We start from the raw sequence: 13,261 nt of genomic DNA on the forward strand, positions 1-13,261 counted from the left end.
CGGGTAATTGTCGCAGGCCTCGGCAATATGGGCCGCAGCCATGCGCTGGCCTATCACACCAATCCGGGCTTTCAGATCGCCGCTTTGGTGAACCGCTCCGACGTGCCGCTGCCGGAAGGACTTTCCGGCTACCCCATACGGCGCTCCTTCGAGGACGCGTTGCGCGAGGAGAAGCCGGACATCGCCGCGATCGCCACCTATTCCGACAGCCATGCCGGCTATGCCGTGAAGGCGTTGGAAGCGGGCTGCCATGTCTTCGTCGAAAAGCCGCTGGCAACGACGGTGGCGGACGCCCAGCGCGTCGTCGACGCGGCCAAGGCGAACGGCAAGAAGCTGGTGATCGGCTATATCCTGCGCCACCACCCGTCCTGGATCCGGCTGGTTGCCGAGGCGCGCAAGCTCGGCGGCCCTTATGTGTTCCGCATGAACCTCAACCAGCAATCCTCCGGCCACAGCTGGGAGACGCACAAGCAGCTGATGCAAACGACCTCGCCGATCGTCGACTGCGGCGTGCACTATCTAGACGTGATGCTGCAGATCACCGACGCCAGGCCGGTCGAGGTGCGCGGCATGGGCGTGCGGCTGACCGAAGAGGTCGCGCCGTCGATGTACAATTACGGCCATCTGCAGGTGCTGTTCGACGACGGCTCGGTCGGCTGGTACGAGGCCGGCTGGGGTCCGATGATCTCTGAGACCGCCTTCTTCGTGAAGGACGTGATCTCGCCCAAGGGCTGCGTGTCGATCGTCATGAAGGAGGGTGTGCGCTCCGACGACATCGACACCCACACCAAGACCTCGACCATCCGCCTGCATAGTGCTGCGACCGGGCCTGACGGCAAATTTGCCAGGCCGGACGAGATGCTGTCGATGGAAGGCGAGCCCGGCCACCAGGAGCTTTGCGACCTCGAACAGGCTTTCCTGCTCAAGGCCATCCGCGAAGACATCGATCTCACCCGGCATATGGACGACGCGGTGAAGTCGCTCGCCGTCTGCCTTGCCGCCGACGAGAGCGTGCGCAGCGGCGCCGCCGTCAAACTCTAGAACAGGGACGAAGCCGTGGGCTCGCTGAACATCGAGAATGTGAAGAAGGCTTTCGGGCCGGTCGAGGTGCTGAAGGGCATCGACCTCGAGGTGACGGATGGCGAGTTCGTCGTCTTCGTCGGCCCGTCCGGCTGCGGGAAGTCGACCCTGCTGAGGGTCATTGCCGGGCTGGAGGATTCGACCTCGGGCCGGGTGGTGATCGACGGCGAGGACGTCTCGGTCACGCCGCCCGCGAAACGCGGCATCGCCATGGTGTTCCAGACCTATGCGCTCTACCCGCATCTGACGGTGAAGAACAATATGGGCCTTGGCCTGAAGCAGGCCGGCACACCCGCGGCCGAGATCGACCGCCGCATCAAGATTGCCTCCTCGATGCTATCGCTGGAGCCCTATCTGGAGAGGCGACCGGCGGAGCTCTCCGGCGGCCAGCGCCAGCGCGTGGCCATCGGCCGCGCGGTGGTTCGCGAGCCGAAGCTTTTCCTCTTCGACGAGCCGCTGTCGAACCTCGACGCGGCGCTGCGCGTCAACACAAGGCTGGAGATCGCGCAGCTGCACCGGCGGCTGAAGGCGACGATGATCTACGTCACCCACGACCAGGTCGAGGCGATGACGCTGGCCGACAAGATCGTCGTGCTCAATGCCGGCCGCATCGAGCAGATCGGCAGCCCGATGGAGCTTTACAATTTTCCGGCCAATGAATTCGTCGCCGGCTTCATCGGCTCGCCGAAGATGAACTTCATCGACGGCGCCAAACTTGGCGAGACGGCGAAGACCATCGGCGTGCGGCCGGAGCACCTGACGGTCGATCCGAAGTCAGGCGACTGGAAAGGCACGGTCGTGCATGCCGAGCACCTCGGCGCCGACACCAACCTCTATCTCGACTGCGAGAAGGCCGGGCTGATCACGGTGCGCATCTTCGGCGTCTACAATGCCGAGCCGGGCGCGACGCTCTATACGACGCCGGATGCGGCGAAGACGTACCGGTTCGGGGCGGACGGGAAGGTGTTGAAGTAGTGGCTTTCTCCTTCTCCCCTTGTGGGAGAAGGTGTCGCCGAAGGCGACGGATGAGGGGTGTTGGACGGATCGCTGCGTCGAAGAATTAGGCGCTTGTCAGCACATTATTTTTCGGCGCCTCATTTCTTCCAACACCCCTCATCCGCCTCGGCGCTGCGCGCCGAGCCACCTTCTCCCACAGGGGGGGGGGGGAGGTAAGGTCGTGCTTACTCATCGGCCTTAAAAGTCTGCTTCTGCTGGCCCATGCCTTCGATGCCGAGCTCGACGACGTCGCCGGGCTTCAGGAACACCGGCGGTTTCATGCCCAGCCCGACGCCGGGCGGCGTGCCGGTGGAGATGATGTCGCCGGGATGCAGCGACATGAACTGGCTGAGATAGGAGACCAGGTACTTCACACCGTAGACCATGGTCCTGGTCGAGCCGTTCTGCATGGTCTTGCCGTTGACGGTCAGCCACATCTTCAAATTATGCGGATCGGCGACCTCATCCTTGGTCACCAGCCACGGGCCGATGGGCCCGAAGGTGTCGCAGGACTTGCCCTTGGTCCACTGGCCCTGGCGCTCGGCCTGGAAGGCGCGCTCGGAGACGTCATGCGCGACGCAATAGCCGGCGACATAATCCAGCGCCTCGGCTTCCGAGACATATTTCGCTTTTCTGCCGATGACGACGCCGAGCTCGACCTCCCAGTCGGTCTTGACCGAGCCGCGCGGGATCAGAACGTCATCGTCGGGACCGACGATGGCCGAGCTTGCCTTCATGAAGATGATCGGCTCCGGCGGCACGGTGGCGCCGGTCTCGGCGGCGTGGTCGGAATAGTTGAGGCCGATGCAGATGAATTTTCCCGTGCCGGCAACGCAGGCGCCGATGCGCGGCTTGCCGGATACCGCCGGCAGCGATTTCGGATCGAGCTTCGACAACATGTCCAGCGTGGCCGGATGCAGCGCCGTGCCGGCAATGTCGGCGACATAGGCGGAGAGGTCGCGGATCGTCCCATTCTGATCGAGCAGGCCGGGACGCTCGCTCCCCACCTCGCCATAGCGCAGCAGTTTCATGCTATTCCACTCCTCAATGAGATTGGTTCAGATCGACCAGCCGCCGTCGATATTATAGGCCTGACCCGACGTATAGGTCGCGCCGGCCAGATAGACGGCGAGATCGGCGATTTCCTCCGGCGTGCCGAGCCGGCCCATCGGCTGGCGGGCGATGAAGGCGGCGCGGGCGGCTTCGTAATCCCCCTGCGCATGCATGCGGTCCTGCAGCGAAGGGCTCTCGACCGTCCCGGGGCAGATGGCGTTGCAGCGAATGCCCTTGCCGACATAGTCGGCGGCGATCGCCTTGGTCAGGCCGATGACCGCCGCCTTGGTCAGGCCATAGACGAAACGGTTCGGAACGCCCTTCTGCGAGCTTGCCAGCGAGGCCATGTTGATGATCGAGCCGTCGCCGCGCTCCAGCATGCCGGGCAGCACGGCGCGTATGGTGCGAATCATCGCGCGAACATTGAGGTTGAGCGCGAAATCGAGATCCTCGTCCTTCATTTCGAGGATCGAGCCTGAATGGACGAAGCCGGCGCAGTTGAACAACACATCGACAGGACCGATCCCGGCAAAGGCCGAAGCGACCGCCGCGTCGTTGAGCACATCGAGCTTGCGCGTCTTGATGCCTGGGGTCTTGCCAAGCTCGGCAAGCAGCGTCTCGTTAATATCGGTGGCATGGACCGTCGCGCCGGCCTTGGCGAAAGCCAGCGCGCTTGCCTTGCCGATGCCTTGCGCCGCCGCCGTGACGACCACCACCTTGCCTGCCAGATCCGCCATGCTTTCCTCCTCGCCCGCCTGATGCATTCGCCTTTATCGGCGGCCGGCCAAGGCGTCATGTGCCAGTCAGGCGCCATCGTGCGGCCTGCACAGCTGCCGGTTCACAGATAAAGATGTTTTTTCTGGTTAAAGAACATACGTGCGAGCGTCAAGCACCAACACGATCACCATCGCGACTGTGACGTTGAAGTCAACCTGGCCGCCGATGCGGCCTCGATAGAGAAGCATCAATCGCCGTAAGGCACCCATACGTTCTTGACCTCGATGGCGCGGCGCAGGAAGGCGGCGCCTGCGGCATCGGCCGCTGCCCAGTCGAGGCTGCGGCCATTGCCGGTCCAGACGCGCTTGAGATTGCCGATAGAGTCGGCTTCCGCCCTGGCGCAGGTCCCGGCATCGGCAAAGACCCAGAGCCCGTCGACATCATCATGCCTGGCCAGCACGCCGCAAAGCTCGGCGCTGCGGCCGGTGACGATGTTGATGGCGCCGGCCGGAATGTCCGAATATTCGATCACCTGGTAGAGGTCGGTGGCTAAAAGCGGATGGCGCTCCGACGGGACCGCCACCACCGTGTTGCCCATGGCGAGCGCAGGGGCTATCAGCGACACAAATCCAAGCAGCGGCTGGTTGTCGGGCGCGACGATGCCGACGACGCCGACCGGCTCGTGCAGCGCCAGCGTGACGGCGCGGGCCGGCGGCTGGTGCACGCGGCCTTCGAACTTGTCGGCGAGGCCGGCATAGAGGAACAGCCGCTCGATCGAGAGGTCCACCTCGTCGCGCGCGGCCTTGGCGGCGACCCCGGTGAGTTGCACGAGGCGGGCGGCGAACTCGTCGGCGCGGCCGGACAGGTTTTCCGCGAGATAATAGAGCACCTGGCTGCGATTATAGGTCGTTGCTTCCGGCCATGCCTTGCAGGCGCGCGCGGCAGCGACGGCGTCGCGAATGTCCTTCCTGTTGCCGAGACCGACTTCGCCGGCGAGCTTGCCCTTGGCGGTGGCGACGGCGAGCGAATAATTGCCGTCCGGCCGCACCTGCTTGCCGCCGATGAACAGCTTTGCCGTGCGATCGATGGACGTTCCGTCGGCTTGCTCGACCGGCTGGGCGGAGAGCGTTGCCGGTTTGATGACGGGGCCGACGGGGAGTTTCGCCGCCAGATATTCGAACATGCCCTCGCGGCCGCCCTCACGGCCAAAGCCGCTTTCGCGGTAGCCGCCAAAGCCGCAGGCGGCGTCGAACATGTTGGTGCCGTTGACCCAGACGACGCCGGCCTTCAGTTGCGGCGCGACGTGCAGCGCAAGGTTGATGTTCTCGCTCCACACCGAAGCAGCCAGGCCATAGCGCGTGTTGTTGGCAAGCTCGATCGCTTCCTCGGTGTTGCGGAAGGTCATCGTCGCGAGCACCGGGCCGAAGACTTCCTCCTGCGCCAGAATATTAGCCGGCGAAACGCCCGTGGCGAGCGTCGGCAGATGATAGTAGCCGGAGGACGGCAAGGCAGCATCCGGCTGCCAGCAGACCGCGCCCTGTTTGGCTCCCTCGGCGATCAGGCCCTTGACGCGGTCGAGCTGGGTGCGGTCGACCAGCGGGCCGATGTCGGTGTTCTTGTCGAGCGGGCTGCCGACGCGCAGCCGGCTCATCCTGACCTTGACCTTGGCGATGAAGGCTTCGGCGATGCCTTCCTGCACTAAGAGGCGCGAGCCGGCGCAGCAGACCTGGCCCTGGTTGAACCAGATGCCGTCGACCAGGCCCTCGACGGCGCTGTCCAGATCGGCATCCTCGAAGACGATGAAGGCCGACTTGCCGCCAAGCTCCAGCGACAGTTTCTTTCCGGATCCGGCTGTGGCCTTGCAGATGATCTTGCCGACCTCCGAAGAGCCGGTGAAGGCGATCTTCTGGATGCCGGGATGGTTGACGATGCCAGCACCCGCCTCCGGGCCGCCCTGGACGATGTTGACGACGCCTTTCGGCACGCCGGCGCGCTCGCAGATCTCGGCGAACAAAATGGCGGTGAGCGGCGTGAACTCGGCCGGCTTCAGCACTACAGTGCAGCCGGCGGCCAATGCCGGCGCGATCTTCCAGGCCAGCATCAGCAGCGGGAAATTCCACGGAATGACCTGGCCGACGACGCCGACTGGCTTGTGGTCCGGAAAATCCTTCTCCAGCGCCTGCGCCCAGCCGGCATGATGGATGAAATGGCGGATCGCCAGCGGCACGTCGATGTCGCGGCTCTCACGGATCGGCTTGCCGTTGTCGATCGATTCCAGCACCGCGAAGAGCCGCTGGTGGCGCTGCATGGCGCGGCCGATGGCATAGAGGATTTTGGCGCGTTGATAGCCTGAAGACGCCGACCATTTCGCCAGCGCCTTGGCGGCTGCTGTAACGGCCGCGTCGATGTCGGCGGCGCCCGCGTCCGAGATCTTGGCGAGCAGTTTACCCGACGACGGTTCGCTGGTGTCGAACGTCTTGCCGCTGGCTGCCGTCTTCCAGCCGCCGTCGATGAACAGCGCTTTTGCGAAATCGCGCCCGGCGAGCCAGGCGTCGGCCTCGTTATGGGCCTCGGGCGCCGGGCCGTATTCCATGGCGTGGTAGCGTTCTAGTATGTTCATGGGTGGCTCCTCCCCGAGGAGATTTCTGGATAAGTGGGAGCTCTACGGCGCCCCCCTCTGTCCTGCCGGACATCTCCCCCACTTGTGGGGAGATTGGCCGTCATCGGCGATTTCGCCAATCGCCAGCGTTGCAGGACTGGAGCGGACAAAGGCGCAAGCTGATCTCCCCCCTTGTGGGGGAGATGTCCGGCAGGACAGAGGGGGGCGCGAAGGAACTCGACGTTCAAAGTTATGGCCTGCTTAAGCCATCGCGTGGCGATGATTGGCCGAGTAGTGGCCGGTCAGGTGGTGCTCGAGCTGGCGTTCGATGTCGGTCAACAGGCTCGATGCGCCGAAGCGGAACAGTTCCGGCTCCAGCCATGGGCGTCCGAGCTCTTCCTTCATCAGCACCAGCCAGTCGAGCGAGACTTTCGCGGTCGAGATGCCGCCCGCCGGCTTGAAACCGATGAGATAGCCGGTTTCCTCGAAATAGGCGCGGATGGCGCGCACCATGGCAAGGCCGACGGGCAGCGTGGCGTTGACACTTTCCTTGCCGGTCGAGGTTTTGATGAAATCGGCGCCGGCCATCATCGCCACCATCGAGGCCAGCACGACATTGCGCAGCGTGGCGAGGTCGCCGGTGCCGAGGATGACCTTCAGATGAGCGTCGCCGCAGGCGGCGCGCATGGCGACGATCTCGTTGAACAGCTCGCGCCATTTAGCGCCGTAGACCAGGCCGCGCGGAATGACGACGTCGATCTCGTTGGCGCCATCGCGCACCGAAGCCTCGATCTCCTGCAGGCGGGTGGACAGCGGCGCAAGGCCATGTGGGAAGGCGGTGGAGACCGCGGCGACATGGATGCCGGTGCCGCGCACGGCGTCGACCGCAGTGGCGACGAAGGGGTGGTAGACGCAGACCGCTGCCGGGCGAATGGTTTCGCCTGATATGCCGAGGCCGTCGACGATGTCCTTGCGCAACGGGTTGATTGCCTTGGCGCAGAGCCGGCGCACGCGCTCATCCGTGTCATTCGAATTCAGTGTGGTGAGGTCCATGCAGGCGATCGCCCGCAGCAGCCAAGCGGCCTGGTTGTCGGCCTTGATCGAGCGCCGCTTGGTGAGCGTGGCGACACGGCGCTCCAGTGCCGAGCGATTGACGCTGCGCACCGATTCCAGGAAGCCGAGATCGAGCTTCATGCCGGGGTTGCGGGCGATGCCATGCTCCAGCGGCATTGGCGTGTTGGCGGCGGCGCGCGCCGGCAGCGGCATAACCTTGGACGCGCCGGCGCCTGCGCCGGCCTCGCGGATGGTGCTGCTCATCTCCTGCCCTTTCATTTCAGCGAGTTGACGCCGAATGTAGCCCGTGAAGCGATGCTTCACGAGTCTTTCAGGGCGTCATAACGGAAAAAGGCTGTCCAAGCAGCATGTTTTTGACCGTATGGTCAAAACATCATTCTGAGTAGGCGCTCCCGGCGTTGGAGATTGGCCGAAACGCCCATCCCTTCGTCATACTCGGGCTTGACCCGAGTATCCATGCCGCGACCTCTGCCGCAGAGTGCAACGGTGCAGAATTCTGTAACCGCCGCAACGCCTTGGCGTAACGGCATGGATTCTAGGGTCTGCGCGCGTCGCTCCGCTCCTTGCTCCGCCCTAGAATGACGAAGCACGAATGTCGTCGGTAAATCTCAGTGGCTTCCAACAGAGCTGGACGGCGGCGCGCCTCAACCGACGAAGGCGCGCTCGACGACGAAGCTGGCGGGGTGATGCAGGGAACCTTCCTGGAAGCCGAGGCTTTCGGCCAGTTCTTTGACGTCCTTCAGCATGTGCATGGAACCGCAGATCATGATGCGGTCGGTCTCGGGATTGAGCTTGTCGATGCCGAGGTCGCTGTAGAACTTGCCCGAGCCGATCAACGCGGTGATACGGCCCATGCGCGCCGACTCCTCCCGGGTCGTCGAATTGTAGAGCGTGACGCGGCCGCCGGTCAGCTCGCCGATCAGCGGATCGTTCTCGAGTGCGGCCACCAGTTCCTGGCCGTAGACCAGCTCGGCATTGTCGCGGCAGGTGTGGGTGAGGATGACCTGGTCGAATTTCTCATAAGTATCGGGGTCGCGCAGCAGGCTGGCGAAGGGTGCGATGCCGGTGCCGGTCGAGATCATGAACAGGCGTTTTGCGGGGGTCAGCGCATCGACGACCAGCGTGCCGGTCGACTTCTGGCGCATGATGACGGTGTCGCCGACCGCGATCTTCTGCAGCTCCGAGGTCAGCGGACCGTCCGGCACCTTGATGGAGAAGAATTCGAGCTCGTCGTCCCAGGCCGGGCTGGCGACGGAATAGGCGCGGAAGATCGGCTTTTCGGCGTTGGGCAGGCCGATCATGACGAACTCGCCGGAGCGGAAGCGCAACGACTGCGGCCTTGTGATGCGGAACGAGAACAGCCGGTCGGTGTAGTGCTTCACCGAAACCACCGTCTCGGCGTAAACATTGGCTGGAATCGGGAACTGCAGCGGGCGGGCGCCGACCGTGCTGAACGCGGATGTGGTGTTCATCAATTCCAACCTTCTCGCCCCTTTAATGAGGCGGATTACCGACTCGGACGCCAAACCTTCCGGTGCGCGCCCAAACCATTCAGGTTCCGGCGTGCCTTGCACACACTGCCAAACGTTAAGCTCTTGTGTCCGGAATTTATTAGTATACAAATGATATTTGCGTCAAGACGGCCGCGTAAAACGCCTTTCCAAACTGAGACATATCCGTAGTCCTGGCATTTCGGGTTTCGACAATGGATGAGAATTTTTCGGCATCGGCGGGAAGCGTTGTTGCCGGCATCGATGTCGGAGGCACCTTCACCGATCTGCTTCTGATCGATGGCAAGGCGGGCGGCAAGGTGCATATCGCCAAGACGCCGACCACCGTCGAAAACCAGGCCTTCGGCGTGGTTTCGGCGCTTGCCGCCACCGGCTTTCCGGTCGACGGCATCGACATCATCGTGCACGGCACGACGACGACCACCAACGCCGTACTGGAGCGTCGGTTGGCACAAACCGGCATGATCACGACCAAGGGTTTTCGCGATGTGATCGAGCTTGGCCGGCGCACAAGGCCGCAGGCCTATGGCATGACCGGAACCTTCGTGCCGGTCATTTCCCGCGACCTTCGGCTCGAAGTGTCGGAGCGGGTCGAGGCGTCGGGCGCCGTGCGCACGCCGCTCGACGAGGCCGAAATGCGCGATGCGGTAAAGCAGCTCATCGACGCCGGCTGTGAGTCGCTGGTCATCCATTTCCTGCATTCCTACGCCAACCCTTCGCATGAGCGGCGCGCCGCCGAGATCGCGGCGGAGCTTTGGCCGAACGGCCACATCACCACCGGCCATGCGCTGCTTTCGGAAGCGCGCGAGTTCGAGCGTGGAGTGACCGCCGCGGTCAACGCCTCGGTGCAGCCGATCCTCAAGCGCTATGTCGAGCGGCTGCGCAAGGAGCTGGCGGCAAAAGGCTATGCGCGCGACTTCCTGATCATGAACGGCAATGGCGGCATGATCTCGGCCCGCTTCGTCACGCAGGAATCGGCAAAGACGGTGATGTCCGGTCCGGCGTCGGGCGTCATCGCCGCCGCCTACACGGGAAAACGCGCCGGCTTCGGCAATCTCGTCACCTACGACATGGGCGGCACCTCCACCGACGTGGCGCTGATCCGAAACGCCGAGCCGGCGGTGTCGAACGAGATCGAGATCGAATATGCTATGCCGATCCATGTGCCGATGGTGGCGGTGCACACCGTCGGTGCCGGCGGCGGCTCGATCGCCCGCGTCGATGCGGCCGGCCTGATCCAGATCGGCCCGGAAAGCGCCGGCGCCAATCCGGGCCCGATCTGCTACGGCCGCGGCGGGACGGAGCCGACCATCACCGACGCCAATCTGGTGCTCGGGCGGCTGGCGCCGAAGAAGCTGCTGGCGGTCGACAATCCGGTCACTGTCGAGCGTGTCACCGGCATTTTCGAGGACAGGATCGGGAAGCGCACCGGCCTTTCCGGGGTCGAAGCGGCGGGTGCCGTCTTGCGGCTCGGCAACATGAAGATGGCGGGCGCCATCCGCATGGTGTCGGTGTCGCGCGGCCACGATCCGCGCGATTTCGCGCTGTTCGCCTTCGGCGGCGCCGGGCCGCTGCATGCGACGGCGCTTGCCCGCGAGCTCGGCCTGCCCCGGGTACTGGTGCCGGCGCGCCCGGGCATCACCAACGCGCTCGGCTGTGTTGTGGCCGACCTGCGCCACGACTTTGTCAACACAATCAACATGCCGGTCGGGGCGCTCGACGAAGCAATGCTTCGCGAGGTCTTGGAACGGCACCGTAACGAAGGCGAGGCTCTCATAGCCAAGGAAGCCGTCAAGCCGGACGCGATCCGTGTCACCCATTCGGCCGATATGCAGTTCGTCGGCCAGACGCACATTATCAACGTGCCGCTACCCTCCTCGTCGGTTTCACGAAAAACACTGCAGCTTCTGTTCGAAAAGGCCTATTTCGCGCGCTTCAAGGTCGAGCTGCCGGAGATCCGCGCCAACCTCGTCAACCTCAACACGTCGGTCACCGGCGTGCGGCCGCAGGTCGACCTGTCACGGCTGATCGATCCGTCGGGGCGCGCGGCAACGCTTGAAGAAGCGCGGCGCGAAATCCGGCCGGTCTGGTACAGCGGGCGCTGGCACGACACGCCGGTCTATGCCCGCGAAAAACTGCCGCTGGCCGCCGTCATCAATGGACCGGCAATTCTCGAACAGATGGATGCGACGACGGTGCTCGAACCCGGCGACCGGGCGCGCTCGGATGCCGACGGCAACATCATCATCGACATCGGTAAGGCCTGACATGTCAAAGCTCGACGCCATCACGCTTTCGGTGCTCCAGGCAGCCCTGCAGCAGGTTTGCGACGAGATGGACCTGACATTTTCCCGCGCCGCCTTCTCGCCCGTCATCGCCGAGGCCAATGACCGCTCCGACGGCATCTATTCGGCGGTCGACGGCTCGCTGATCGCGCAAGGCAGCCAGGGCCTGCCGGTGTTCGTCGGCGTCATGCAGTATTCGACCAAGACCGTCATCGAGATGATCGCCGACGGACGCTGCCTGGCGCCGGAGCCCGGCGACATCTACATCGTCAACGACCCCTATCTCGGCGGCACGCATCTGATGGATGTGCGCTTCGTCATGCCGGTCTACCGGGCCGGCAAAATCTTCTGCTGGCTTTCCAACACGGGTCATTGGCCGGATATCGGCGGCTCTGTGCCCGGTGGCTTTTCCGCCTCGGCCACCGCCGTCGAGCAGGAAGGCTTACGGCTGCCGCCGGTGAAACTGTTCAAGAAGGGCGTGCTCGATCCGGAGATCTACGCCATCATCTGCTCGAACATCCGTGTTGCCGACCAGCGCATCGGCGACATCCGCGCGCAGGCGGCCGCGTTGTTGATCGGCCAAGACAGACTCAATGAAATCCTCGATCGTTACGGGGACGAAACCGTGGTCGAGGCGATCGCCGAACTGCGCCGCCGCGCCGCCGACCAGATGCGCGCCTCGATCGCCGCCATACCGGACGGCATCTATCGCTCGCAAGCCTTCGTCGATTCCGACGGGGTGGTGAACGAACCGCTGACCATCAATCTCGCCGTCGAAAAGAAAGGCGACACGCTGACCTTCGACTTCGCCGGCTCGTCGAAGCCATGCGCCGGGCCGATGAACAGCGTGCTGGCAACGACCTTGTCGTCGGTCTATCTCGCCATCCGCCATATCTTTCCGGAGGTGCCGATCAGCGCCGGCGCCTTCGAGCCGCTGATCGTCAAGCGGCCGGAAGGTACTTTCCTCGATGCCAAATATCCGCGCCCCGTGTCGGGATGCGCGGCGGAGGTCTCGCAGCGCATCGCCGAGGCGGTGTTCGCCGCCATGGTGCAGGCGCTGCCGGAGAAGGTGACGGCGGCGCCTGCCGGCTCCAGCGGCAATTTCGCGCTCGGCGGGAACGACCCGGCGCGCGGCCGCGACTACGTCATGTATCAGATCTCCGGAGGCGGCTATGGCGGCAATGCCGGCCATGACGGCTTGAGCAATGGCTGCTCGACCATCGGCATTTCGAAATCGCCGCCGGTCGAGATCATGGAGCAGGCCTTTCCGGTGCTCTACCGGCATTATGCTTTGCGCGAAGGCTCCGGCGGCGCGGGAAAACATCGCGGCGGCTTCGGGCTTGCCTATGAGGTCGAGATATTGCGAGGCGAAGCCCGCGCTTCCTTCGTCATGGATCACGGCCGCTTCGGGCCGCAGGGCGCGCTCGGCGGCAAGGACGGCGCGCCCAATACGGTGATCGTTTTCCGCGACGGCGAAGCGCATGTGCCGCCGCATCTTTCCAAGGAACAGGACATCGCGCTCAAGGCCGGCGACCGCGTACGCGTCGGCACGCCGGGCGGCGGCGGCTATGGCGACCCGCGCGAGCGCGACCCGAAGCTGGTCGCCGAGGATGTTAGGCTGGGTTTCTATACGGCGGAGCAGGCCAGGGAGATGTTCGGGGTGGCTCTCTCGGCGGATGGATCGGTGATCGATCGAAGGGCATAGGAAAAAAGAGCTGATAGCCTTTCTCACAAACAAAGGTGCTTGCGTCGCCGGATCCGGCACTTGGTGATTGGCCGCTACACCCATCGCTTCGTCATCCTGGGGCGAAGCAAGGAGCGAAGCGAGGCGGCGTAGACCCCAGGATCCAATGCCGTTACCTCAACCGAAGAATGCAGCGGGGCAGAATTCTGCACCGCAGCGGTGCGTTGAAGTCACGGCATGGATCCTTGGGTCTTCGCTCCGC

General features: G+C 64.2%; 9 protein-coding genes. 4 read left to right on the top strand and 5 right to left on the bottom strand.

Annotated features, from left to right (window positions below):
- The first annotated feature begins 27 nt into the window (after positions 1 to 27).
- Both FJ974_RS01875 and FJ974_RS01880 read left to right on the top strand, forming a co-directional pair.
- Positions 28 to 1,041, top strand: a complete 1,014-nt coding sequence (locus FJ974_RS01875; RefSeq protein ID WP_140531361.1) for a Gfo/Idh/MocA family protein — start codon at positions 28 to 30, stop codon at positions 1,039 to 1,041.
- Positions 1,042 to 1,056: 15 nt separating this feature from the next.
- A complete protein-coding gene (locus tag FJ974_RS01880) occupies positions 1,057 to 2,055 on the top strand; it encodes an ABC transporter ATP-binding protein (RefSeq protein WP_140531359.1) in 999 nt (332 codons plus the stop codon).
- Positions 2,056 to 2,261: 206 nt separating this feature from the next.
- Here the strand turns inward: FJ974_RS01880 and FJ974_RS01885 are convergent, their stop codons facing one another.
- The 5 genes from FJ974_RS01885 to FJ974_RS01910 all read right to left on the bottom strand — a co-directional run bounded on the left by FJ974_RS01885 (position 2,262) and on the right by FJ974_RS01910 (position 8,991).
- Positions 2,262 to 3,107: a fumarylacetoacetate hydrolase family protein gene (locus tag FJ974_RS01885; RefSeq protein ID WP_140531356.1), complete on the bottom strand. Its 846-nt coding sequence runs from the start codon at positions 3,105 to 3,107 to the stop codon at positions 2,262 to 2,264.
- A 27-nt stretch (positions 3,108 to 3,134) separates the two neighbouring features.
- Entirely contained in the window at positions 3,135 to 3,866 is a 732-nt protein-coding gene (locus FJ974_RS01890; RefSeq protein ID WP_140531353.1) for an SDR family oxidoreductase, read from the bottom strand.
- 227 nt (positions 3,867 to 4,093) lie between these two features.
- Positions 4,094 to 6,466, bottom strand: a complete 2,373-nt coding sequence (locus tag FJ974_RS01895) for an aldehyde dehydrogenase family protein (protein WP_140531351.1) — start codon at positions 6,464 to 6,466, stop codon at positions 4,094 to 4,096.
- 240 nt (positions 6,467 to 6,706) lie between these two features.
- Positions 6,707 to 7,762 carry a deoxyribose-phosphate aldolase gene (deoC, locus tag FJ974_RS01905; protein ID WP_140531348.1) on the bottom strand — a complete coding sequence of 352 codons (1,056 nt, stop codon included), beginning with the start codon at positions 7,760 to 7,762 and terminating at the stop codon, positions 6,707 to 6,709.
- Positions 7,763 to 8,163: 401 nt separating this feature from the next.
- Positions 8,164 to 8,991 carry a ferredoxin--NADP reductase gene (locus FJ974_RS01910; protein WP_140531345.1) on the bottom strand — a complete coding sequence of 276 codons (828 nt, stop codon included), beginning with the start codon at positions 8,989 to 8,991 and terminating at the stop codon, positions 8,164 to 8,166.
- A gap of 233 nt (positions 8,992 to 9,224) precedes the next feature.
- Between FJ974_RS01910 and FJ974_RS01915 the strand changes: the two genes are divergently transcribed.
- Together FJ974_RS01915 and FJ974_RS01920 are read left to right on the top strand one after the other, a co-directional pair.
- Entirely contained in the window at positions 9,225 to 11,297 is a 2,073-nt protein-coding gene (locus FJ974_RS01915) for a hydantoinase/oxoprolinase family protein (RefSeq protein WP_140531343.1), read from the top strand.
- Position 11,298: 1 nt separating this feature from the next.
- Positions 11,299 to 13,020: a hydantoinase B/oxoprolinase family protein gene (locus tag FJ974_RS01920; protein WP_140531340.1), complete on the top strand. Its 1,722-nt coding sequence runs from the start codon at positions 11,299 to 11,301 to the stop codon at positions 13,018 to 13,020.
- The last annotated feature ends 241 nt before the right edge of the window (positions 13,021 to 13,261 follow it).

Source organism: Mesorhizobium sp. B1-1-8 (assembly GCF_006442795.2).
Classification (GTDB): Bacteria; Pseudomonadota; Alphaproteobacteria; order Rhizobiales; family Rhizobiaceae; genus Mesorhizobium.